Genomic DNA, 23,560 nt, shown 5'->3' with positions numbered 1-23,560 from the left:
GGGGAACTAACCTCGAGCTCTCACCCGACAGCGGAGGTTGCAACGACGATGCGCATGCTCGTCACCGGAGGCGCCGGGTTCATCGGCGCGAACTTCGTCCACTACACGCGCCGCCACCACCCCGAGCACGAGATCACCGTCCTGGACGCGCTGACCTACGCGGGCAACGAGGCGTCGCTGGCACCGGTGCGGGAGGGGATCGAGTTCGTGCACGGATCGGTCGCCGACGCGCCGCTCGTCGACGAGCTGGTGAGCCGTTCCGACGTCGTCGTGCACTTCGCGGCCGAGAGCCACAACGACAACTCCCTCGCCGACCCCTCGCCGTTCCTGCAGACCAACATCATCGGCACGTACACGATCCTCGAGGCGGTCCGGAAGCACGGCGTCCGGCTGCACCACATCTCCACCGACGAGGTCTACGGCGACCTCGAGCTCCACGACCCGAAGAAGTTCACGCCCGAGACGCCGTACAACCCGTCGAGCCCGTACTCCTCGACCAAGGCCGGCTCGGATCTGCTCGTTCGGGCCTGGGTGCGCTCCTTCGGCATCCACGCCACCATTTCGAACTGCTCCAACAACTACGGGCCGTACCAGCACGTGGAGAAGTTCATCCCGCGGCAGATCACCAACGTGCTGTCCGGGCTGCGGCCCAAGCTGTACGGCAAGGGCGAGAACGTCCGCGACTGGATCCACGTCGACGACCACAACTCCGCCGTCCACGCGATCCTCGAGCGCGGCCGCAGCGGCGAGACCTACCTGATCGGCGCCGACGGCGAGAAGAACAACCTCGAGGTGCTCACGCTGATCCTGCGACTGCTGGGCCAGCCGGCCGACGCGTTCGACCACGTCACCGACCGCGCCGGTCACGACCTGCGCTACGCCATCGACGCCACCAAGCTGCGCGACGAGCTGGGCTGGAAGCCGCAGTACACCGACTTCCGCGACGGCCTGGCCGCCACGATCGACTGGTACCGCGAGAACGAGGCCTGGTGGGGCCCGCTCAAGGAGCAGGTCGAGGCGAAATACGCAGCCCGCGGCCAGTGACCACCGTCATCGTCGGGGCGGACGGCCAGCTCGGCCGGGCCCTGCAGCAGCAGTTCCCCGACGCGGTTGCGCTCGACCGCTCGAAGCTCGACGTCACCGACGCGCGTGCTGTTCGCGATTACCGGTGGGCCGACGTCGACGTCGTCCTCAACGCCGCGGCTTGGACGGCGGTGGATGCAGCCGAGGACCCCGCCAACCTCGACGCCGTCCGCGCGGCCAACGTCGACGCCGTCGGGTACCTCGCGCGCGCCGTCCGGACCTGCGGCGCCACCCTCGTGCACATCTCCAGCGAGTACGTCTTCGACGGAAGGCACGAGGGCCCGCACCCGGAGGACTGGCCGCCCAACCCGCTGTCCGTCTACGGCCGGACCAAGGCCGATGGCGACGCCCAGGCCTCGTACGTGACCAAGCACTACCTCGTGCGCACGACGTGGGTCGTCGGGGACGGCGGCAACTTCGTGCGCACCATGGCGGACCTGGCCGACCGCGGTGTCTCACCCACGGTCGTCGACGACCAGATCGGGCGGCCGACCTTCACCCGCGACCTCGCTGCCGGAATTGCCCATCTGCTGGAAACGCGGGCCCCCTACGGCACGTACAACCTGACCAACGACGGCGACCCCGGGTCCTGGGCTGACGTCGCAGCCGCGGTCTTCGAGGCGCGGGGACGCTCCGCGTCGGACGTGAGCCGCACGAGCACCGAGACGTACTTCGCCGACAAGCCGCAGGCCGCCGCGCGTCCGCTCAACAGCGTCCTGGACCTGGCGAGGATCAAGGCCGCCGGCTTCCTACCGCGCGACTGGCGGATCGCGCTCGCCGACTACCTCCGCTGAGGTGTCGGCAGAAGGCTCCGACTCTGGAGAGGACCGACCACCGGTAGGGCGCGGCTACTCAGGGCGTCGAGCCGAATCAGTGCGATGTGGTCCAGGCTCGACATGGAAACCACCGTGCGAGAACGGCTTCCTCGTTCCAGCGATCGGCCCTACGGTCGCGGCACGGCACTGAGGAATTGGATTACAGGCTGGCCGATGTCCTCAAGCCCACGGAGTCAGTCGCATTGCGGAGGACTGCTGAGATTGGCAGCGCCATGGGGGGCGTATGGACCGCGCTGTGCTGTTGATCGGCGTGCAGAAGTCCGGTCTTCCGGAGCTTCCTGCTGTGCCCGATGGCATCAAGGCCATGCAGGAATGGGCCAGGACGCAGAGTCTTCCGGACGAGCTCGTCATCACGTTGACCGACACGGACGGGGAGCCGGTAAGAACCGTCGACGTCTACAACGCTGTGGACAAGCTGACGCGCCTGCTGACCGTCAGGCAGTTGATCGTCTACTTCTGCGGACACGGCGTCTACAACGACGGCGACATGTGGCTCCTGTCCGGCGCCCCGCAGAACCCCAACGAGGCAGTCAACCTCGAGAAGAGCAGGCGGCTGGCTGAGCGCGGCACGATTCCGCACGTCGTATTCATCTCCGATGCGTGTCGTTCCGCCACGACGACCGTGCAGATGAGCGACATGGATGGCTCGGTGATCTTCCCCAGTCCTCTCAACGTGGGTCGTCGCAATGAGGTCGACTTCATGTATGCGTGCCGACTGGCTGAAGTAGCCAGGCAGATTGCTCCCTCGACGGACCCGACCGGGTTCCGCCCGGTCTATTCGGAGGTGGTGGCAGAGGCACTCGCCGGGGACTACGCGGACCTCCTGGAACGCGTCGACATGGGGCAAGAGTCGTACGACGTCGTGCGAGCGCGGACCCTGAGCCGGGCACTTCCCGCCCTCGTCGCCTCCCGGATGGACGAGCTGGGCACAGCGGACGCGGTCATACAGGTTCCCGACGCGGCCATCGTGTCCGATCCCGACCGGTGGGTGTCACGGCTCGAGGCGCCGCCGGAGTCCCCCGGTCGCCGTGGCCCGGCAGTTGTGGACTGGATCATGCGCCTCCGGAGGGTCGTGGCCCCAGCGGAGAGCGCGGCAGCGAAGGCCGAAGGGCGTCTCGTGCAGATGCGCCCACCGCCGGAGGTTGAGATCTCGGCGGCCCTGCACGTCGTCGGTGACGACCTCGTCAGCGTCTACAGCGCGGGCATTCTCTGGGAAGCGGAAGGCGGCGGCGTCCAGGTGCTCCTGCCCGACGATGCCCAGGCCGGCTCGATGCTGTTGTCCTTCTCCACGGGCCGATGCGCCGTCCTCCCCGTCTTCCGTGGGCGAACCGCAACGCTGACTCTGGAGGAGGGCGTGCTGGTGGACGTCCGCTACAGACCGGTGTCGTCGAGCGCGGAACCGGCGACGCAGCCAATGGGCGATGCATTCGATGCGGTCCGGGCGCGAATAGCGGGGACCACCCGGTTCGGTGTCCCTTGGTGGCAGGAGTATCCACCGGCCGGCGCCCTGGGCACTTGGCGGCCGGCTGTTCGAGACGATCCTGCCTTTGCGGTCTACGTCGCGTATGGCCTGGTCGACAGCGGTCGGCGGGATCTCTTGCCGCAACTGCTCGCCATGACCGAGGACGGCGAGACGCCTTTCGACGTGGCGCTGCTTGCCGAGGACCTCACCGCCCCGCCAGTCCCCCCACTGCCGCTCCTCTCCCGCGGGTGGGCGCTGCTGGGGGCGGATGGCATCGCCGACCGGCCTGCTGTTCCGCGGCGGGTGCAATCTCCATGGACCTTGTTCGGTCCGGGGAGCTTCGAGCAACTCCGGGAGTACATCGACACGGAAGGAAGCCTCTGATGCGAACCCTGGTGTTCGTCCACGGCCGTTCCCAGCAGGGACGGAGGGACGAGCAGCTCAAGTTGCAGTGGCTGGACGCCCTCCAGGAGGGATTCCGCCGTGCAGACCTCGAGTTGAAGGTCCTCGAGGACTCGGTCCGTTTCCCCTTCTACGGCGACGCCTTGAGAGATCTGTCGGCAGACCCGGAGGCGGTCTCGGCCCAGGTCGTCATCCAGAGCGCGGGGGACGCGGACGCCGCGGAGAAGGCCTTCCTCGGAGCGGTCGTGGAGGACGCTGTCGCGACATACAACATCAGCGACGAGGACATCAGAGCGCACATGCCGGACGGCGAGCTTGTGGAGATGGGACCGCAGAACTGGCCCTGGGTCCTTGCTGCCCTGCGGGTCATCGAGAAGGTTCCCGGCGCCGGCGCAGCAACCTTGGCCTTGGCCACCCGCGACGTCTACGACTATCTCAACAGCCCTGGAATCCAGACCCGGATCGAGCAGGGTGTGCTGGAGGCCTTCGCGGACGCCGAAGAGTGCGTGGTCGTCGGTCACTCCCTCGGTTCGGTCATCGCCTACAACGTGCTGCAGCGGAGGGCCGCCGCCGAGAAGTGGACCGTACCGAGCCTCATCACGGTGGGGTCCCCGTTGGGCGTCCGTCCGGTCGTGGAAGCGTTGGCTCCCGTAAGCAGGCCGGAGGGTGTCATCGACTGGTTCAACGCCTACGACGAGCACGATGTCGTGGCGCTGCACCCGCTCGACCCTGGGCATTTCCCGGTCCAGCCAGAGGTGGAGAACTACGGCGGAGTCGACAACGGCACCCCGAACCAGCACGGCATCTCCGGCTATCTCTCCGATCGCGTGGTGGCTAAGAGGATCCACGACGCTCTGCTCGGATGAGTGCGCCACTGGCGCTCTCGCATCCTGACCTGTGCGTAGCGCGCGACGTCACTACGTGGCACGACCTGCCCATGCTGCTCTCGCTCTCAGGCGCCGCGGCCGGCCTCCAGGCGTGGGCCACGCTCGACGAGTCCTCGGGTGACGTGGCTGGCGCCGACGCACACCGGAGTCTCGCCGAGGCGCTGTCGTCGGCTGCGGCGCGTGGCGTCGAGCAGGCGTTCGCGACCCACGCCCGAGCGCTTCGCGAGGCCGCGCCCGCTGACCTCGCGCCAGGACTGGCCGGCATCGACACAGCGTTCGCCGGATGGCTGGGAGGCGACGCCGAGGCGTTGTTCCAGGCCGAGGAGGCGTGGATCACCGAGGCGATGTCCGACCGGCTCGAGCGCTTGCCGACCGCACTGCGGCTCAGCCTACTGAGCGACGGTGTGGCGCTGCACGATGCGGCGCTCGTCGAGCGGCCGGATCCGCAGACCTTGGATCACCTGATCGGTCTGCTCGAGCAGGTCTTCGCGGCCTTCCGTAGCGACGACGCCCGGCCGACGCACTGCCGCCTGCATCTCGATCCTCGCCTGTCCCGGTTCGCCGGGCGGCTCGCCGTAGCGCTCAGGCAGCGCTACGACGTCTTCGGCCAGCCCGCTGATCTCCAACGAGCCAAGACCCTGTTGGACGGCACGCTAGGCCTCACCCATCCGTCGGCTCCGGACTTCCCGGCCTGGAAACTCGAGGCCGCGGTCCTCATGGGGTACGAGGGCCCTGACTCGCTCGAGCAGGTAGCGACTCAGCTCAGCGAGGTCGCGGCGGCCGAGCCGCCGGGGACGAGCCTCCGGGTACGGGCTCTCGAGCTGCGAGGTCGGGCTGCCTGGACCGGCCATCTGGCGTCCCTGCAGGCACCGTCACCCTCCTGGCTGGACGTCGCCACCGAGGCCTTCCAGCGAGCGCTGGCGGAGGCGGAGCCCGTGCCGCCGGAGGTCCGCGCCGGGCTGGCCACCGCCCTGCTGGCCCGCTACATCGAGCGGGGGAGCCTCGACGACGTCGTCTCGGCGACGAACACCATGATCGAGCCGGGGGCCGGTTCCGTGGCTGCCCGGCTGCTGGACGCGCTCGAGCCGGAGGTGAGCCGCCGCGCCTCGGATCTTGTCGATCTCGGGGTCGAGGCACTGCGCCGGCTCACTGGTGACCCCGAGGCCCGCGCAGTGGCGGAGCGGCTCCACGGGCTGGCCGGTGCCGTGGTCGAGCCCGCGTCCGGTCTGGAGCCCGACCGGCGACTCGATGTGCGCATCTCGCTCCTGCGCGCCGCGGTTGCTCTGGACGACGGACCAGCGCTCAGCAGGCGCAGCAACGAACTCGCTGTGGCCCTGTACGAGCGCTTCGTCGCGCGAGGGAACAGGACGGATCTCGATGTCGCTCTCGATGCGGCACGGACGGCCGTGAACCAGCCAGGCATCGACAAGCTCGACCGAGCGACCGCGTGGAGTTCGGTGGGTGCACTCCTGTTGCTCTACTACGAGACGTACGGAGATCTCGAGGCGCTCAGTGCCGCGGTTGCGGCGTCGCTGGACGCGGTCGGCGAGTCCGGCGAGGCGCCCCCCGAGCAGCGCGTGCGCACGCTGAGCAACTCCATCGCCGCACTCCGCATGCGAGCGCAGCGCCTTCCTGACGGCGAAGATCTCGCCACCGCCCGACGCATGGCAGAGGAGGCGGTTTCCCTCGCCGTCGGAACCGATCCCGAGACGCTGGCTGCGGCACTGAGCATCCGGGCCTCGGTCCGCGACGATCTCTGGAAAAGGTCCTCAGACCTCGCAGATCTCGAGGCGGCGATGTTGGACTGGCGCCAGGTGCTCGCGCTCGATGCGCCGATTCAGCGGGGTGTGGCGTCCCTCAACCTCGGGATGGCCCTGCTGCGTCTCGGGGACGACGGGGAGGCCATCGAGGAGTCGATCCGCCTGCTGTGCGTCGCCGTCCGCCATCTCGAACGCACCCTTCCCAACCGGGTCTATGCAGCGAACCAGCTCGCGGCCGCCGTTCAACGCCGCGCCCTGCGGCGGGGATCGGAGTCCGTCAGGTCGTCCGAGCTCCGTCGGGCGGCCCGCTGGAGTGCACGCGCCGTCAGGTGGGCCTCGAACTCGTCCCCGGAAGCCCAGCTGCGCGTTGCCTGGGACTGGGGACATCGGGCGGCGGCGGTCGAGGACTGGGAGTCCGCCGCCACCGCGTACGGCGCCGCGATCGGGGCCCTGCGCGACCTGGTCGAGGGAAACCGGGCCGTCTCCGCGAAGGAGAACTGGCTGGCCGAAGGCTTTGGCGTCGCGACCCGAGCCGCGCAAGCGCTGACCCGGTGTGGCCGCGCCGAGGAGGCCGTCATGGCTCTGGAGCGGGCGCGCGGGCTGCTCCTGCTCGATTCTCTGAGCAGGGGGTCGCAGAGTGCGGCACTGGCCGGGGTCGGGTTCGAGGTCGTCGCATCGGCGATGACGCAGCCCCTGCTCTACCTCGTGCCGGCTCCGGGTGACGGGCTCGGTCTGCTCATCGACCCGGCCGGGCGCAACGTGACGACAGTGGAACTGGCAGGCCTGAGCGAGGAGGCGGTCGGAGGGCGGGCGCGGGCGCTCCACATGGCGGCCACCGGGGCGTCGGCGAACCCCAAGGCGTGGCAGCGCACGCTGGACCGCATCGGTGCATGGCTCGGTGAGGCGATCTCGCCAGCCGTGGCCGCTCTGCCTCCCGGCCGATTGACCGTCGTTCCCACGGGCGCGCTGGCGTTTCTCCCGGTGCACGCCGCACGCACGGTCGCGGGGGAGTGGAGCTTCGTCGGCAAGCATGTGGTGGAGTACGCCCCCACCGCGCTGTCCGTCGTCACCGCCCGACGGCAACCGACCCCTGCCGGGCCCAGCACGGTTCTCGCAATCGTCGACCCCCATCCCACCAGCGAGCCGGCGCTGCCGTTCGCGGCTGCGGAGGCGGCGGTGGCGGTGGCCGCGGCGGGGGCAGACGGTGCCCTGCTACTTCCCGGCACTCAGGCCACGCTCGACGCAGTGCTCGAGGCGCTGCCGACGCACCGCACGGTGCACATCGCCTGTCATGGCCGCGCCGACCTCTTTCGACCGAGCGCGAGTGGAGTCGTGCTTCGCGATGACGCCATGCTCACCGTCGAACGGCTCGCCGGCATGGACCTCAGCGCCGTGCGTCTAGCTGTCCTGTCTGCGTGCGAGACCGGTGTCCCCGGCGCCGGGGCGCCCGACGAAGTCATCGCCCTGGGCTCGACGTTCTTCGCCGCCGGAGTAGATGGCGTCATCTCGTCCTTGTGGCAGGTTCCGGATCTGTCGACCTTGATTCTCGTCACCCTGCTCTACGGTCAGCCGACACTCGGCCAGGACCCGGCTGCGGCACTCGCCGACGCCCAGGATCAGATGCGCGACGCCACGAATGTGGAGCTGCGCAACCGACTGCGGCGGATGCGCGCGGACGGGCGGGTGCCGGATGCAGCCCACCGCCTCCTGGACGCAGAGCTGAGCGCTCTGGAGCCCGACGGCCGCGACTTCGGGGGAACGGACGCGTGGGCCGGATTCGTGTTCACCGGTCACACGAGCACGGCCCTCTGACCGGCGGGCCGCGTGGCGTGAGTGTCGGTCAACCTGCCGGAGATGCAGGCGCCGCCGGGTCGCCCAGCAGCGACCTCTCCAGCTGCGGAGCCAGCTTCCGGGAGTACTGCGGGGTCAGGTGCACACCCTCGCTGAACACCGGGGTGCTCCCCACGACCGCCGGGCAGGTGTTCCGGAAGCAGAACCACGGCGTCGGGTCCACGTACGTGGCTCCGGCGGCCTCGGCTCCCGCCTTCTCCACGCGGATGTGGCGGCGCGACTCCTCCGAGGGCGGGCCGTTGCAGTCGCTGGGGTCGCTGATGGCGGTGACGCACTCCTGCAGGCTCTTGCCACTGGGCGGCATGCCCAGGACGACGACCTTGGCCCCCGTGGCCGTGATCTGCCCGGCGACCTCTTCCAGGCCGTCGCCCCAGGTGGAGTAGACGTCGGCGTCCTCGTCGAGGAGCTGGGCGCCGTAGGAGTTGCTCAGGATCACCATGTCGGGCCGGAGCTCGGCGATCCGCTGCAGCGCCCACGTCCGGTGCTCGGTGCACTCCGGATAGGCCGAGCTGCTCGTGCCGTGCTTCACCTCGGCGGCGATGTTCGGGCACTCCTCGAACGTGAGCGGCTGGATAGACCACCCCTTCGGCTCCATCGCCTCCCGGAGTCCGGGCAGCCAGCTGATCGCGACGGAGTCGCCGAGCAGCACGGCGGTGCTCGCGGCGTCCGCCGGACCGTAGCGGCACTCGTCCTCGCGCGAGGGCGTGACGTTCAGGCACTCGTCGTCGACCCACTCCGGCGCCCGGGCGCCGGACAGCCGCTCGAGCGGCGGGTCGAGGGTCGGCCAGGTGGCCGCCCCGATCGACTGGCGGATCTCGGTGATCAGCGGGTCCTCGGCCGGTTCGTCGCTCGAGTCGCCGGCGGGCGAGACCTCGACGGCGAGCTCGGCGGCGGCGACCTGCTGGGGGCTGAGCTGACCCGGGGGGAACAGCACGCCGAGGGCGATCGCCGGCACGCCGACGGCCAGCAGCGTCCCGAAGGCCACCGCCCGGGCCCGGCGGAACACCCGATCCGAACCTCGGATCGGCGTGTCACGTTCCTTGCCGAGCAGCCATCCCGAGTGCAGGACCGGCTGCTCGATGACGTAGTAGGAGACGCTCGCCAGGAACAGGGCGCCGCCGATCGCCGCCGGGTAGTAGAGGGCCGGGGAGTCGGCGAAGAGGTCCCGGAGGATCACCACGACCGGCCAGTGCCACAGGTACAGCGAGTAGGAGATGCGGCCGAGGTACCGCATCACGCCGCTGCCGAGGGCCCACGTCGTCCCCGGGCCCTGTCGCACGTGGCCGAAGGCGATGATCAGGGCGGTGGACAGGACGGGGAGCGCGGCCGCCCAGCCCGGGAACGGCGTGGCCACGTCGATGACGAATGCCGAGGCGATGACACCGGCCAGCCCGACCCAGGCCCCGACCACCTGCAGTGCGTGCGGGAGCCGGTGCAGCCGGGCCGCGGCCAGGGCCACGGCCGCGCCCACGGCGAGCTCCCACGCCCGGGCGAACGTGGAGAAGTACGCCGTGGTGGCGGAGACGTCCGTGGCGTACACCGACCAGGCGAACGAGGCCGCGGCCGCGACGAGCACCACCCCGCCCAGCAGCCGCACCGCCGATCGCCGACGTCGGGCGGCCACGGCGAACACGGCGAGGATGAGCAGCGGCCAGACGAGGTAGAACTGCTCCTCGACCGCCAGCGACCAGAAGTGCTGGACCGGAGAGGGCGGTGACGTGGTCTGGAAGTAGTCGGTGCCCACCTGCGCGAAGCGGATGTTCGCCCCGAACAGCAGGGCCCAGATCGAGTCCTTGGTGGCCTGGAGCGCGCGGAAGTCCAGGAACAGCGTCCACATCGCCAGGTTCGTGACGACCAGGGTGGCGACGGCCGCCGGCATCAGGCGTCGGGCGCGGCGCCGGTAGAAGTCGCGGAAGGAGATCCCGCCGGTCTTGCGTCGCTCGCGCACGAGCAGACCGGTGATCAGGAAGCCGGAGATGACGAAGAAGACGTCGACGCCGATGAAGCCCCCGGCGGGCCAGCCGAGCACGTGGTCGAGGAGCACCAGGCCGACCGCGACAGCCCGCAGACCCTCGATGTCGCGCCGGAAGTGGCTCGGCCGCCGGGTGGCGGCAGCGTCCTGAGGACGCGCCTGCGAGTCGGCGGCAGTCTTGGTTGTCACGCTTCTCCCCGTAGATGACCTCGCGCTCGCCCGGACCAGACCGGTCCGTCAGCTGCGCGTCAGCGGGGCGGCCGTAGACGACTCGGTGCCGATACTGGGTCGTTCCTGCTGTGAGCAGGGATCTTCGTCGTCGGACGACGTCCTTGTCGTCACTCGTAGGGGGGTGGGCCGGCCCGACGGCGGCGCGGAGGCCGGTGCAGCCGAGCGGGACAGCTACGCGCGGGTCCAGGCGAGCAGATCGTCGGCGGTCCGGCTGTTGACGACCCGCTCGACCGGCACCCCGGTCTCGATCGCACGCTCGACGCCGTTGTACTGCCAGTCCAGCTGACCGGGGGCGTGCGCGTCGGTGTCGATGGCGAACTCGCAGCCGAGGTCGACGGCGAGGGACAGCAGCCGCTTCGGCGGATCGAGGCGCTCGGGGCGGGAGTTGATCTCGACGGCGGTGCCGAACTCGATGCAGGCGCTGAACACGGCCTCGGCGTCGAACTGACTCTCCGGCCGGGGCTTCTGCGTGCCGTCGCGCTGCCGCCGTCCGATGACCAGCCGGCCGGTGCAGTGCCCGAGGACGTCGGTGTGCGGGTTCGCGACCGCGGTGAGCATCCGCGCGGTCATGCTCTTCGCGTCCGCGCGCAGGTCGGAGTGCACGCTCGCGACGACGACGTCCAGGCGGCCGAGCAGCTCGTCGGTCTGGTCGAGGCTGCCGTCGACGTTGATGTCGACCTCGATGCCGGTGAGGATCCGGAACGGGGCGAGCTCCTCGTTGAGGGCGGCCACGACGTCGAGCTGCTTCTCCAGCCGCTCGGGGGAGAGCCCGTTCGCGACGGTCAGCCGCGGGGAGTGGTCGGTGAGCGCCAGGTACTCGTGACCCAGCGCCATCGCGGCCTCGGCCATCTCGCGGATCGGGCTGCCGCCGTCGGACCAGTCCGAGTGCGTGTGCAGGTCGCCGCGCAGGGCGGCCCGGAACTCCGCGACGTCGTCCGCCATCGGGACGAGTTCGGCGTGCGCCTCCTCCAGCTTCGCGAGGTACTCGGGCACCTGGCCCTTGTGCGCCTGGACGACGACGGCCGCCGTCTTCGGGCCGACGCCCTTGAGGTCTTTGAGCGTGTTCGTGCGGATCTTCAGGTCGAGCTGGTCGTCGCTCATGCCGTCGACCACCGCGGCGGCCGTGCGGAACGCCGAGACGCGGTAGCTGGGCTCGCGGGCGCGCTCCAGGAGGAAGGCGATCCTCCGGAGCGCGGCCGCGGGCGGGAGCGGAGTGCTCAGCTCTTGGCCTTCTTCGCCCGCTTCTGGGCCTTCTTCTGGGCCTTGGCTGCGCGCTGCTGCGCCTTCTCGAAGCTCTTCTCGGTCGAGCTGGCCGCCTTCTTGGCCGCCCGGCGGGCGCGATAGCCGACCGACGGCTTGCCCTCGGTGTCGACGGCGGCGAGCAGCAGACCACCGAGCAGGCCGGCGTTCTTCAGGAAGTTCGAGATCTGCCCGAAGCGCTCGGTCGGGTCGGTGTGCTCCCAGAAGCGGTGCCCGGCGAGCGTCGTCGGCACGACCGAGGCCGACAGGACCAGCGCGGTCAGCCGGGGCAGCTTGCCGAGCCCGAAGAGGGCGCCGGCGGCGACCTTGACGGCGGCGTCGGCCTGCACCCACTGCTGGACGTCGCGGGGCACCTGGACGGGCAGCTGCTTGTCGGCCGTCTCGGCGATCTTCTCCACGACCGGGCGCGCGCCCGGGACGCGGTCCTGCGGCTTGCGCAGGGTGCTGATCCCGCCGTAGACGAAGGGGGCGGCGAGCAACGGCCGGGCGATCCGGCGGACCAGCATGGTGACCTCTTTCCCTCGATGACCTGGCGTGCATCGGACGTGCACTGCCCGGACGACCGCCCGGGCAATCCCTGCGACGACCGTAGCCACCTGCGCGGACGCTCGCCCGGCAGAGTCAGTAGGCGCCCTCCCCGCGGAGCACGGCGCCCACGGTCCGCCACAGGATCATCAGGTCGAGGAGCAGCGACCAGTTCTCCACGTAGTGGACGTCGAGACGGACCGACTCGTCCCAGGAGAGGTTCGAGCGGCCGCTCACCTGCCACAGGCCGGTCAGGCCCGGCTTGACGAGGAGGCGCCGGCGCATGTCGACGCCGTAGCTCGCCACCTCCGTCGGCAGGGGCGGACGAGGGCCGACCAGCGACATGTCGCCCTTCAGCACGTTGAACAGCTGCGGCAGCTCGTCCAGGGAGTAGCGCCGGAGGATCTTGCCGGCGCGGGTCACCCGCGGGTCGCGGACCAGCTTGAACAGCACCCCGTTGCCGTCGCTCATCGGCGCCAGCCGGTCGAGCACGCGATCGGCACCGACCTCCATGCTGCGGAACTTCACCATCGGGAAGAGCCGCCCGTCGCGGCCCACTCGCTGCTGCTTGAAGAAGACCGGTCCCGGGCTCTCGAGCTTCACGGCCAGGGCGCTCGCGACCAGGACCGGGGCCAGCAGGAGGAGCAGCACCGCCGCGCCCGTGCGGTCGAACGTCGACTTGACCAGGCGGCGGGCTCCCCGCAGCTCGGGCCGTTCCATCTGCAGCAGGGACAACCCGCAAACCGGCCGGATCCGGAACCGCGGTCCGACCAGCTCGGTCGCCGCGGGGGCGAGCAGGAGATTGGCCCGGTCCTTCTCCAGCTCCCAGCCCAGGTGGCGCAGCGCCGCGCCGTCCAGTTCGGGGGAGGGCTGGACCGCCACCGTGTCCACGCCGAACCGCCGGACGACGTCGGCGACGTCGTCCGGCCCTCCCAGTACCGGGAGTCCGTCGAACGACCGACTGCCCGCCCCCGTGGCGGGCAGGCAGCAGCCGACGACCCGGTAGCCGTAGTGGGACTCACGCCGCAGTTGCTCGTGCAGCGCCGCGATGCCCTCGGGCCGGCCGACGAGGAGCGTGGTCTGCAGGAACCGCCCCTTCGCCCGCTGCCGGCGCAGTCGTTCCCGCTGCAGCCCGCGGTGCACCAGGGTCAGCGCGGTCGCCAGCGGCAGCGCGACGAGGACGAAGCCGCGGGACAGCTCGAGGACCGCAGCCCACGAGACCAGGGCGATGCCGCCCAGGAGCAGGAGGGCCGCGACGATGACCCGGCGGAACTCCTCCATCCCCTCCCACAGGAACTTCTCCTCGTAGCAGCGCAGGAGGAGCAGGGCGAGGAGCCAGACACCCGGGAGCGCGACGGTGAGGATGAGGGTCGCGGGCGCCGTCCAGGCCTCCGGTGGCCCGAAGCGGACCAGGTAGGCCGCCGCGATGGCCACCAAGGCGCAGCCGAGGTCGAAGAGGACGAGGCGGCTCACGTAGGCGTCGCGCCACGCGTGCCGTTCGAGTGCCCCGGCACCGCGCGCCGCGCGGCTGACGGCGGACGTGGCGTCCGCCACCGCTCTCAGCGGGAGCAGGCTGTCCTGCGAGAAGTTGGCTGAACTCATCTGAGTGTTCCTCGACGTGCATGCGCTGGGGGTCCGCGAGCGCGGGGGTGCAAGGGGAGAAGGACGCCGTGGTGAGGCGGCCCGTGGCCGAGGGGAGCGGCAGGGGATGCCGACGCGCGAGGGCGCCGGTCACCGCCGTCAGTCGGGGCGCACTCCCGGGTCGTCGGAGCCGCCGACGACCGCTCCTGCGACACCCTTGCTCGTGCCGACGGATGCCTGCGCATCCGCGATCACGGATCCGCCGTCCACGACGGCGTAGGTGACGTCGACGTGCTCGCTGTGGCCGTTGCCGCACCCGGTCGTGCCCGCGGACGCCGAGGCCGAGGCGGCGGACGCCGGTGCCGGGGCGGGTGCCGGCAGGTTCACCGGGGACAGCGGGACGGAGGACCCGACCGGTGTGCCGCTGGGCGCGACGGTCGCCACGGGCTCGACGGTCCCGGTGCTGGTCGAGGTGCTCCCGGCGGCCGAGGCTGTCGGGGAGACCGATGCTCTCGTCAGGAGGCCGACGAATTCCTCGGCGGCCGGCTGCCCGATGTTGCACACGTCGGACGGGGACGGCATCTCCGGTCCGACGACCGGGACCGCGGGCGGGGTGGACACCGCTGGCACCGTCGGGGCGACCGTCTCCGCGGGGGTCGCCGTCTCCGCGGGGGCTGCCGTCTCCGCGGGGGTTGCCGTCTCGGCGACCGCAGCAGCCCCCGCCACTGCTGGGGCGGCCTGCTCCGTGACCGCCGCGTCGGCTGTCGGATCGACAGTGGGTGTGCTCCCGGTGACGGTGCCCGCAGGGGGAGTGACCGTGTCCGCTGCGGGGGCGATCACGCCGGTTCCGTCGTCCTCCGCGGGGGGGTCCGCCGGCTTCTTCTGGCCTGCGGGCACCGCCGGGGGGTCCGTCGTTCCGCCGGTCTCGGGCGCGGGCTGCGGTGCCGGAGGCAGCGCAGGCGGCGGTGGCTGCTCCGGGGCCTCGACCGGGACCTCGGGAGGTGCGACCGGCTCGGTGTCGTTCGGGGCCGGGTCGGACAGGGGCGGCTGGGGCCGGGGCTCGGGCTGCGGCTGGGGCTGGTCGGGTGTGCCGCACTGCGGGGCGGGCTTCCCCGGGGGCCCGTCCACGGGGGGAGATCCGTGCCCGGGCGCCGGGTCGGCGGCGGGCGGTTGGTCGAACGGCGGTGGGGTGTGGCTGTCGCAGGCCTGCGCGACCGGCTCGTCGGCGTGGGCCGGTGCGTCCCAGGTGGCGAGCAGTGCCCACACGCCGAGCAGCAGGGCGGCGACGAGCAGGGCCCGCCGGTGCCAGGTGGGAGAAGTACCGGGGCCCCAGCCAGCGAGAGGCGTGACCGGCCGGGTTGCTCGACCGGGCGCCTGCTCCGTGCTGGCGTGGACGGACACGTTCCCCCCGAGGGCTTCAGGAAGTCGGACCCTGACCGTCGCGGAGGCCATCGACAAGACCTGTTGTCCCTGCCAACCGACCGCCACGACGCAGCGCGGCAAGGCCTCACCGTCCGTGACCTGAACGGTCGATTGCGTGCCGAAATCCCACCCGTGTGGCAGGCGGCGTTCAGTCGGTCCGGCAGCAGTAGACGGTCAGCCGGGTGCGCTTCCGGAAGCTGAACTCCGTTGCCTTCTCACCCATCTCGCCGTCGAAAGCCACGACCTGGGGCCCGGAGCGCGAGACGATCCGCACCTCCTCGGCGGTGAAGTGGCCGTAGCTGCGGGTGTGCTCGCTGACCCCGAGCAGCGTGGCCAGGACCGCGCGGGTGCGGCCGAACCTCAGGTCCGCGCGCAGGTACTGGACGTCGAGCAGCCCGTCCTCCAGCCGCGGCCGCCAGGCAGGGGAGAGCCCGCGGGGTGTGTAGAGGCAGTTGCCGATGAAGATGATCCACACCTTCAGCGGCCGGCCGTTCACCTGAAGGGACACCGGTGCCTGGGTGCGCAGCACCTGTGCCGCCGCGACGGTCAGCGCCAGCCACTTGCCCATGCGGCCCGACAACCGGTCACGGCGGTCGACCATGTCGGGGTAGGCGCCGATGCTCGAGGTGTTGAGGAACGGCGTGCCGTTGACGTCGGCGACGTCCACGCTGACCGCCTGCCCCGAGACCACGGCGTCCGCGGTGTCCTGCGGGGTCTCCAGGCCGACGTCCCGGGCGAAGTGGTTGAGGGTCCCCGCCGCGATGACCGCCAGCGGGAGCCCGTGCTCCAGGGCCACCGTGGCGGCCGACGCGACGCTGCCGTCGCCGCCGGCGACCCCGAGCGCCTTCGCCCGGCCGGACTCCGCTGCCTCGCGGAGCAGTTCGTCGACGCCGACGTCCGGCGTCGTCTCGAGCACCTCCGCCCGCGGCAGGATCCGCTCGATGTCGGCCTTCGGGTCGTAGTCGTCGGGACCCGAGCGCGGATTGACCGCGACGACGAGCCCCTCGCCCTCCGGCAGAGCGGGTGCCTCGTGGGCGTTGCGCACCCGCGCGGGGTCCTTCGGCCGTACCCGCCACCAGTGCTGGGTCGCGACCGCCACGGCGCCGCCCACGGCGAGCCCGGCGACCACGTCGCCCGGGTAGTGCACGCCCACGTGCACGCGGGAGTAGCCGACGCCCAGAGCCACGGGCGCCAGCGCAGCGCCGGCGAGCGGGCTCTCCATCGCCAGGCCGGTGACGAACGCCGCCGCCGACGACGAGTGCCCGCTGGGGAAGGAGAGGCTGCCCGGCTCCCGGCGGAGCCGGCGGTGGGTCTGCAGGTTCTCCAGGTCCGGCCGCACCCGGCCGAAGAACCGCTTGAGGACGGCGTTGACGACGAAGCTCGAGAACGCCATCGAGCCCAGCCCGCGCACCGCACCCCGCCGCAACGGGCCCTTCCGTGCACCCAGGAGGACGCCGAGGACGATCCAGAGCCGGCCGTGGTTCGCGGCGGTGGAGAGGCGCCGGAGCCAGTGGTCGGCCCGTGTCATGGGCAGACGGCCGATGAACGCGTGCAGGCGCGCATCCCAGAGCCGGGGGTTCGACACCCGCCGGACGTTAGTGCTCGCTGCGGGTGCCCGCTGATGATCAGGTCACCTGATCGTGGGGGGTCCTGGCTCAGTGTCGATGGTGAGCCAGGAGCCCTGATGATCAGGTCACCTGATCATCAGGCGGCCCGTCAGGCCTTCTGGCGGGCGCGGTAGGCGGCGACCGTCGACCGGCTGGCGCAGGTGTTGGAGCAGTACCTACGGCTGGCGTTGCGCGAGGTGTCCACGTAGACGTCGTCGCAGTTCTCCGCCGAGCAGACGCCGAGGCGCTGCCAGCCGTGCTGGACGACGACCTGCGAGAGGCCCATCGCGACCGTCGTCGTGAGCTGCTCGAGCACCGGGGCGTCGGGACGCGCGTAGTGCAGGTGCAGCTCGCCGTCGTGGTCGGTCGCGTAAGGCCGCGGCCGGGCGAGGGCCAGCAGTTCGTTGAGCCGCTCGAGGACCTCGTCCTGGGTCCGTGCCAGGGCGACGGCGCGCACCAACTGGGCCGTGGTCGCCGCCCGGTGCGTCTCGCCGGGGGAGAGGTCGAAGTTCGTCCCGGGCGTGAACCAGTCGTCGTGGGAGCTGAGGAAGGCACGTGCCCACTCCGGATCCGTGCGCTCGACGTTGGCCAGTTCGATGGCCAGCTCGATCGCGCTCGACCCGTAGGTGTCGTAATCCATGTGACTCCCTACCGATGGGTGATAGCCTCGGGACTGCGTAGGGGGTCAACTGTGTTACACCCCCTACGAATTCCTTTCCCTGCAAGGTGAGACGAGTACTGACGTGCGTGCGTACCTGACCGTGTGGCGGCTTCCCTCCGCCCCGGTGCTCCTGCTGTCCGGCTTCGCCGGGCGGCTCCCTTCTGCCATGGTGCCGCTGGCGCTGCTCCTCATGGTGCAGCAGCAGACCGGCTCCTACGCCGTCGCCGGGCTCGCGTCAGCCACATTGGGGATCGCGTCGGCGGTCATGGCCCCGGTCCTGGGGCGGCTGGCCGACCGCCGCGGCCCCCGCACCATCCTGCTCGCCCAGGCCGCGGCCTACCCGCTCCTGCTCGCGCTGCTCGTCGCCGTCGTCCTCGGCGGGGCGCCGACCCTCGCGGTGATCGCCGCGTCCGGTCTGGCCGGCACCGCCACGCCGCTGGTGTCGGGCACGGTGCGGGCGCTGTGGTCGCGGGTCGACGTCCGGGTGCGGCCGACGGCCTTCGCCCTCGACGCCACCGCGACCGAGCTCGTCTTCGTCGTCGGGCCGTCGCTGGTCGCCGTCCTCGCGGTGCTCGCCACCCCGGCGCTGGCGCTGGGCCTGGCCGCGGCGCTCGGCGTCGGTGGCGCCCTGGGAATCGCGACGTCGCGAACCACCCGCGCCTACGTGCCGGTCGCCGGGCCGCGGAGCGGCCTGTTCTCGACGGTCCTCTCACCCGGCATGCCGCGGCTGCTGCTCAGCGGGTCGGCCCTGATGCTGGGGTTCGGTGCCCTCGAGGTCGCGATCCCGGCGTTCGCGGACGAGACCGGGTCGCCGGGCATGTCCGGCGTCCTCCTCGCGGTGTGGTCGCTGGGCTCGGTCGTGGGCGGACTGTGGTTCGGGGCGCGCGTGCTGAGCATCTCCCTGCCCCGGCAGTACCGGCTGCTGTTGCTCGGGGTGACGATCGGCCTCGCGCCGCTGGCGTGGATCTCCAGCCCGTGGGCGCTGGGCGTGCTGCTGTTCCTCGGTGGGACGGCGATCGCCCCGACGCTGACCGTGCAGAACACGCTGGTCGGGGCAATGGCGCCCGAGCACGCCACGACGGAGGCGTTCACCTGGCTGTCGACGATCGCGGTCGGCGCCTCGGCGATCGGCGCGGCGGTCGGCGGCGGACTCATCGAGGGTCCGTTCGGCGTGAGCGGCAGCCTGGCGCTCGCTGCGGCGGGTGCGGCCGGCGCGGTCGCGATCACGCTGGTCCCCGGCCGTCGTCGTGACGTGCCGGCCCGGGGTCCGCGACAGCCGATCGCCGCCTGACGCAGCTCGCGGGAGCTCGGACCCGGGCTCGGAGGGGGCTCCGGGCCGCTGGTAGTCTTTCTCCTCGGTGGTTACGAGGCGACTCGGACCCCGGGAGGCTTCGCCTAGTCCGGTCTATGGCGCCGCACTGCTAATGCGGTTTGGGTTAATCCCCATCCCGGGTTCAAATCCCGGAGCCTCCGCGCACGACAACTAAACACAGGCACCCGTAGCTCAACGGATAGAGCATCTGACTACGGATCAGAAGGTTAGGGGTTCGAATCCCTTCGGGTGCACGTCTGGTTGAGACACCGAGCGGCCCCGCACTTCGACGGAAGTGCGGGGCCGCTTCGTCGTCCGGACGCGGAGTGCTTCGGGGGTGTTGTTCGCGCTTCGGGGGTCCCGCAGCACCCGTAGAGCACGAACGACGCCCGCGATGCGGGCGTCGGGAGAGATTGTGGGGGCGGGAGGCCGGGCCTGACGGTCTGGCCGCGTTGGTCGGTCTATCCAGCAGTGGATAGCCACTCTGTTGCCGGCTCTCCCGCCCCTCCGAACTGTGACCCCGGCCACACCGTCGCGTCAACCCGGACCGGTGTGTCGATCCTCCCCGGGCGTGTCACCCCAGGTCGGCCGGGCTCAGCCGACGCGGCGCAGGATCTCCGGTGACAGCTGGTCGACGGCGGTGTGCCCGGTCAGCCCCAGCGTCAGGTCGAACTCGCCCATGACGTCGGAGATCACCTGCCGCACGCCCTCCTCGCCCGCCAGCGCCAGTCCCCACGCGAACGGCCGGCCCAGCAGCACCGCGCGCGCCCCGAGCGCCACCGCGGTGAAGACGTCGGCGCCGGTGCGGACGCCGCTGTCGAGCAGCACCGGCGCCCGCTCGTCGATGGCCGCCACCACGTCGGGCAGGGCGTCCAGCGCCGAGATCGAGCGGTCGACCTGCCGGCCGCCGTGCGTGCTCACCACGACGCCGTCCACGCCCTCGTCGAGCGCCCGCCGCGCGTCGTCCGGGTGCAGGACGCCCTTGAGCAGGATCGGCAGCCGCGTCCTCGACCGCAGCCACGCCAGGTCCGCCCAGGTGATCGACGGCCGGGAGTAGATCCCCAGGAACGTCTCCACCGCGGCCCGGGGCAGCGGCGACCGCAGGTTGTCGCGGAACGAGCCCGGCCAGGCCTTCGCCATGCCGATCAGCGCCCGCACCGCCGCCGGCGTCGGGCGGGGCTGCGGCTCCCGCGCACCTGCCGACGCAGCCCGCTGCTCGACGAGCCCACGGAACACCGGGTCCGACGTGTACTGCGCGATGCCCTTCCCCAGCGCGAACGGCAGGTGCCCGAGGTCGAGGTCGCGCGGCCGCCAGCCGAGCATCGTCGTGTCCAGCGTGACGACGAGCGCCTCGCAGCCTGCCGCCTCGGCCCGTCCCACCAGGCTCTCGACCAGCTCGTCGGACGTCGACCAGTAGAGCTGGAACCAGCGCGGGGCGTCGCCCATCGCGGCCGCGCACTCCTCCATCGAGACCGACGCCTGGTTGGAGAAGACCGTGGGCACGCCGACGGAGGCCGCGGCCCGCGCGACGGCGAGGTCGGCCTCGTCGTGCACCAGCTCGAGCGCCCCGACGGGGCCGAGCAGCAGCGGCGCGGGGAGACGGCGTCCGAAGAGCTCGACGGATGTGTCGCGGCGGCTCACGTCCCGCAGCACACGGGGGACGACGGCCCACCGGTCGAACGCCGCCTCGTTGGCCCGCTGCGTCACCTCGTCGCCGGCACCACCCGCGACGTAGGAGTATGCGCGCGCGTTCAGCGCCTTCTTCGCCGCCCGCTGAAGCTTCCGCGCGGCGACCGGGACCCGCGGGAGGTGGCCGTACACGCCCGCGCTGTAGACCTCGTTCTGCCGACGCCGGCCCGCTCCTGGTTCGGTCACCCGGACACCGTAGTGAGACCCGTGGCGGGGAGCATGTCCGGTCCGCAGGGGACAATTTCGCGACACGCCGGACGACACGCCCGCCACACCTGTAACGGGCTAGCAACGATGCGTCACTTCCGTCATCCTGTGCGCACAGCAGTACTGCGGTCCGGGGGAGCAAGCATCAGCACCATCCAGCGCGGCGCCGTCCAGACCCGGGCGGTGTCGGCCAGAACGTCTCGGATGACCGTCTCCGGCGTCATCGTCGGCAACTTCGTCCTCCTTCTCTTCGGCGCCGCGGTCGTCACCGCCGCGCCCGCCGCCGCGATCGACGACCCCTCCCGGCCCGACGCGCGCGTCACCCACGGGCCCAGCTGCCGCCCGGGCGGGCTGGTCGTCGAGGTCGTCGCCGGCACCGCGCCGTACGCCGTCCGCCTCGCGACCACGCGGAACCCTTCGGGGGAGGACGAGGCCGTTCTCGCGCCCGGGGAGACGGTGGTCCTGCGCACGGACGACGTCGACTGGGGCGAGACCATCGACGGCCGCCTCGAGTACAGCGCCCGCGACGGCTCCGGGTTCAGCTACGTCGACGAGCTCGAGGAGTACAGCTTCACCCGGCCCACCTTCGAGGACTGCGAGGCCGTCGCGGCGCCGACGAACCCCGAGCCGACGCCGTCGGGGACCGTCGCCCCGCCCACCCCGACCGGCAGCGCAGGGGGCCAGACCCCTTCGGCTCCGTCGACGACGCCCCAGCCCTCCGGAAGCCCCTCCGGCACGGCGGTCCCCGGACCGGCCGACGGCGGCGGAACGGGTGCGGGGACCCGCGAGGTGAGCCCCGGCGGAACCTTCACGGTCGAGATGGCGGGCTTTCTGCCCGGCGAGCTGGTGACCTTCCAGCTGCACGGCAGCGACGACGTCCTGGGGACGGCGACCGCCGGAGCCGACGGCACCGTGCAGGCGGAGGTCCGCATCCCCGCCCGGACGTCGTCCGGCGCGGCGACGCTCGACCTGGTCGGCAACGAGTCGGAGGTCGTCGCTCCCCTCCAGCTGCAGGTGGCGGGCTCCGAGACGCCGGTGACGGACGACGGAATCGGCGACCTGGTGCCCCTGACCGCGGCCGCCGTGGCGCTCGTCGCGACCATGGCCGGGCTGGTCTCCGTCGCCGGCCGGCAGCGGTCGACGGTGCGCGGTTCCCGGCCCTTCCGGCACGCCTGAATCCCGGTTTCGGCCGCTCGGGAAGCGGGGACCACGGTTCCGTGCAGCCGATCGAGGACGCGCTCGCGCGCGGCGTCCCCAGGGACGCCGGCGACCTTCCCGGAGTCGCTCCCCGCGCCGCCGAGACGTGGCTGCGGATCGTGGAGGTGCACGACCGCATCACGCGGCGTGTCGACTCGGCGCTCCATCGCGAGCACTCTCTCTCGCTCACCGGCTTCGAGGCGCTGCGCCGCATCGCGGAGTCGCCGGGGGAGCGCGCCTCCATGAGTGAGGTCGCCGACGCGGTCGGGCTGTCGCGGGCCGGGGTCACCAGCACGGTGGACCGCCTGGTGGCCGACGGACTCGTCCTGCGGGAGCGCGGCGGGGGCGACCGCCGATTGCTGCACGCCCGCCTCACACCGGCGGGGCGGCAGAAGGTGGGCCAGGCCGCGCGGACGCACGACGACCTCGTCGCCCACCTGCTCTCCCGGCTCGGGGACGACGCCCCGGTGGTCACCGACGCCCTGGCGCGGGTGTCGTCAGCCACCCGCTCGCGCCCCTGACGGTCGGTTCCCCCACCTGGCTCACCTGGTGGGGTCCTGGGTCACCGTCGACACTGAGCCAGGACCCCTGATGATCAGGTGACCTGATCATCATCCGGCCGCCCGCGGGGAACGCTTCGAGCCCGTAGTGTTTCCGCCGGAACAGCTGCGGGCACGAGTTGATCGTGCTGGGGGCGCTCCCGAGGAGCAGCATCGTCGTGCCGACCGTCGGCCGGCCATCACTCCATGCCCTGCTCGACGTGCTGGCCGCCGCCTCCGGGCCCCGCCCGGCCGAGCTGATCCTGGTCGACGACCGCCCGTCCGGTGAGCCACTGCGCCCCGAGCGCCCGGGTCTGCCGCCCGTCCGCGTCGTCCGTACCGGCGGTGGTGGACCGGCGGGGGCGCGCAACCTCGGCTGGCGCACGGCCCGCACCGAGTGGATCGCCTTCCTCGACGACGACGTCGTCCCCGACCCCGACTGGTACGAGCAGCTCGAGCGCGACCTCGCCGACCTCCCGGCCGACGTCGCCGGCAGCCAGGGCCGGGTGCGGGTTCCCCTGCCGGAGGACCGCCGGCCCACCGACTGGGAACGCGGCACCGCGGGGCTGGCCACCAGCAGCTGGATCACCGCCGACCTCGCCTACCGACGGGCGGCCCTGTCGGCCGTCGGCGGCTTCGACGAGCGCTTCCCCCGCGCCTTCCGCGAGGACTCCGACCTGGCGCTGCGCGTGATGGACACGGGGGCGCGACTGGTCCGCGGGCAGCGCTGGATCACCCACCCGGTGCGGCCCACCGACCGCTGGGTGAGCGTGCGGGTGCAGGCGGGCAACGCCGACGACGTCCTGATGCGCCGGCTGCACGGACCCGACTGGCGGAAGCGGGCCGATGCCGCGCTCGGCCGCCGTCCGCAGCACACCGCGGTCACCGCCGCGGCGCTGGCGGCGGTGGGCCTGCGCGGGTTCGAAGACGTGCCTTGCCACACCCTGTCGGCCGGCCAGCAGCGCCGCGTGGCCCTGGCCCGCTTGCACCTGGCCGGGCCGCCGCTGTGGATTCTCGATGAGCCGTTCACCGCCCTCGACAAGCAAGGCGTGGCGCAACTGGAAGCACACCTGGCG

The 23,560-nt window shown here is 71.8% G+C and carries 17 protein-coding genes, 2 tRNA genes and 1 pseudogene; 12 read left to right on the top strand and 8 right to left on the bottom strand.

Going from position 1 to position 23,560, the window contains the following annotated elements; genetic code table 11:
- The first annotated feature begins 54 nt into the window (after positions 1-54).
- The 5 genes from rfbB to E4P40_RS01805 all read left to right on the top strand — a co-directional run bounded on the left by rfbB (position 55) and on the right by E4P40_RS01805 (position 8,242).
- Entirely contained in the window at positions 55-1,044 is a 990-nt protein-coding gene (rfbB, locus tag E4P40_RS01825) for a dTDP-glucose 4,6-dehydratase (RefSeq protein WP_245160087.1), read from the top strand.
- A complete protein-coding gene (locus tag E4P40_RS01820) occupies positions 1,041-1,877 on the top strand; it encodes an NAD(P)-dependent oxidoreductase (RefSeq protein ID WP_167762078.1) in 837 nt (278 codons plus the stop codon). Before rfbB ends, E4P40_RS01820 begins: the two co-directional genes overlap by 4 nt.
- A gap of 277 nt (positions 1,878-2,154) precedes the next feature.
- Positions 2,155-3,765 carry a hypothetical protein gene (locus tag E4P40_RS01815; RefSeq protein ID WP_135156950.1) on the top strand — a complete coding sequence of 537 codons (1,611 nt, stop codon included), beginning with the start codon at positions 2,155-2,157 and terminating at the stop codon, positions 3,763-3,765.
- Positions 3,765-4,649 carry an alpha/beta hydrolase gene (locus E4P40_RS01810; protein WP_135156948.1) on the top strand — a complete coding sequence of 295 codons (885 nt, stop codon included), beginning with the start codon at positions 3,765-3,767 and terminating at the stop codon, positions 4,647-4,649. Before E4P40_RS01815 ends, E4P40_RS01810 begins: the two co-directional genes overlap by 1 nt.
- A 71-nt stretch (positions 4,650-4,720) precedes the next feature.
- On the top strand, positions 4,721-8,242 hold the full coding sequence (locus E4P40_RS01805) for a CHAT domain-containing protein (RefSeq protein ID WP_135156946.1): 3,522 nt from the start codon (positions 4,721-4,723) through the stop codon (positions 8,240-8,242).
- A gap of 28 nt (positions 8,243-8,270) precedes the next feature.
- Here the strand turns inward: E4P40_RS01805 and E4P40_RS01800 are convergent, their stop codons facing one another.
- The 7 genes from E4P40_RS01800 to E4P40_RS01770 form a co-directional block, all read right to left on the bottom strand.
- Entirely contained in the window at positions 8,271-10,442 is a 2,172-nt protein-coding gene (locus E4P40_RS01800) for an acyltransferase family protein (protein WP_135156944.1), read from the bottom strand.
- Positions 10,443-10,655: 213 nt separating this feature from the next.
- Positions 10,656-11,705, bottom strand: a complete 1,050-nt coding sequence (locus E4P40_RS01795) for a PHP domain-containing protein (protein WP_135156990.1) — start codon at positions 11,703-11,705, stop codon at positions 10,656-10,658.
- A complete protein-coding gene (locus tag E4P40_RS01790; protein ID WP_135156942.1) occupies positions 11,702-12,250 on the bottom strand; it encodes a DoxX family membrane protein in 549 nt (182 codons plus the stop codon). The genes E4P40_RS01795 and E4P40_RS01790 overlap by 4 nt, the downstream gene beginning before the upstream one ends.
- Positions 12,251-12,365: 115 nt before the next feature.
- Complete coding sequence (locus E4P40_RS01785) at positions 12,366-13,871, bottom strand: sugar transferase (RefSeq protein ID WP_135156940.1); 1,506 nt, start codon at positions 13,869-13,871, stop codon at positions 12,366-12,368.
- A gap of 138 nt (positions 13,872-14,009) precedes the next feature.
- The gene (locus E4P40_RS01780; RefSeq protein WP_135156938.1) at positions 14,010-15,251 is read right to left on the bottom strand and encodes a hypothetical protein; all 1,242 of its coding nucleotides are present in this window, start codon (positions 15,249-15,251) and stop codon (positions 14,010-14,012) included.
- A gap of 169 nt (positions 15,252-15,420) precedes the next feature.
- Positions 15,421-16,857, bottom strand: a complete 1,437-nt coding sequence (locus tag E4P40_RS01775; RefSeq protein ID WP_135156936.1) for a phosphatase PAP2 family protein — start codon at positions 16,855-16,857, stop codon at positions 15,421-15,423.
- A 131-nt stretch (positions 16,858-16,988) separates the two neighbouring features.
- Positions 16,989-17,519, bottom strand: a complete 531-nt coding sequence (locus E4P40_RS01770; protein ID WP_135156934.1) for a CGNR zinc finger domain-containing protein — start codon at positions 17,517-17,519, stop codon at positions 16,989-16,991.
- Between the two features lie 103 nt (positions 17,520-17,622).
- On the opposite strand from E4P40_RS01770, the gene E4P40_RS01765 reads away from it, so the two are divergent.
- The 3 genes from E4P40_RS01765 to E4P40_RS01755 all read left to right on the top strand — a co-directional run bounded on the left by E4P40_RS01765 (position 17,623) and on the right by E4P40_RS01755 (position 19,106).
- Positions 17,623-18,831, top strand: a complete 1,209-nt coding sequence (locus E4P40_RS01765; protein WP_135156932.1) for an MFS transporter — start codon at positions 17,623-17,625, stop codon at positions 18,829-18,831.
- Between the two features lie 93 nt (positions 18,832-18,924).
- Positions 18,925-19,013, top strand: a tRNA-Ser gene (locus E4P40_RS01760).
- 20 nt (positions 19,014-19,033) lie between these two features.
- Positions 19,034-19,106 (top strand) — tRNA-Arg (locus E4P40_RS01755).
- 340 nt (positions 19,107-19,446) lie between these two features.
- Here the strand turns inward: E4P40_RS01755 and E4P40_RS01750 are convergent.
- Positions 19,447-20,727, bottom strand: coding sequence for an alpha-hydroxy-acid oxidizing protein (locus E4P40_RS01750; protein WP_135156930.1), 1,281 nt, complete (start codon positions 20,725-20,727; stop codon positions 19,447-19,449).
- Positions 20,728-20,952: 225 nt separating this feature from the next.
- Here E4P40_RS01750 and E4P40_RS01745 point away from each other — a divergent pair, with 225 nt between their 5' ends.
- From E4P40_RS01745 to E4P40_RS29460, 4 genes and pseudogenes are all read left to right on the top strand, one after another.
- Positions 20,953-21,924, top strand: a complete 972-nt coding sequence (locus E4P40_RS01745; protein WP_135156928.1) for a hypothetical protein — start codon at positions 20,953-20,955, stop codon at positions 21,922-21,924.
- A gap of 41 nt (positions 21,925-21,965) precedes the next feature.
- A complete protein-coding gene (locus E4P40_RS01740) occupies positions 21,966-22,466 on the top strand; it encodes a MarR family transcriptional regulator (protein ID WP_135156926.1) in 501 nt (166 codons plus the stop codon).
- Positions 22,467-22,630: 164 nt separating this feature from the next.
- Positions 22,631-22,993, top strand: a pseudogene (locus E4P40_RS29465) (glycosyltransferase); the annotation flags it as partial.
- A 183-nt stretch (positions 22,994-23,176) separates the two neighbouring features.
- The coding region (locus tag E4P40_RS29460) for an ATP-binding cassette domain-containing protein (RefSeq protein ID WP_348519633.1) at positions 23,177-23,560 on the top strand (384 nt) is incomplete at its 3' end.

The organism is Blastococcus sp. CT_GayMR20 (assembly GCF_004570345.1).
This window is presented reverse-complemented; position numbering and strand designations above follow the sequence as displayed.

Excerpts from the sequence above, each read along its gene's own strand:
- E4P40_RS01805 (WP_135156946.1), top strand. The coding sequence starts at position 4,721 with ATGCTGCTCTCGCTCTCAGGCGCCGCGGCCGGCCTCCAGGCGTGGGCC.
- E4P40_RS01785 (WP_135156940.1), bottom strand. The coding sequence starts at position 13,871 with ATGAGTTCAGCCAACTTCTCGCAGGACAGCCTGCTCCCGCTGAGAGCG.
- rfbB (WP_245160087.1), top strand. The coding sequence starts at position 55 with ATGCTCGTCACCGGAGGCGCCGGGTTCATCGGCGCGAACTTCGTCCAC.
- E4P40_RS01790 (WP_135156942.1), bottom strand. The coding sequence starts at position 12,250 with ATGCTGGTCCGCCGGATCGCCCGGCCGTTGCTCGCCGCCCCCTTCGTC.
- E4P40_RS01745 (WP_135156928.1), top strand. The coding sequence starts at position 20,953 with ATGACCGTCTCCGGCGTCATCGTCGGCAACTTCGTCCTCCTTCTCTTC.
- E4P40_RS01810 (WP_135156948.1), top strand. The coding sequence starts at position 3,765 with ATGCGAACCCTGGTGTTCGTCCACGGCCGTTCCCAGCAGGGACGGAGG.
- E4P40_RS01770 (WP_135156934.1), bottom strand. The coding sequence starts at position 17,519 with ATGGATTACGACACCTACGGGTCGAGCGCGATCGAGCTGGCCATCGAA.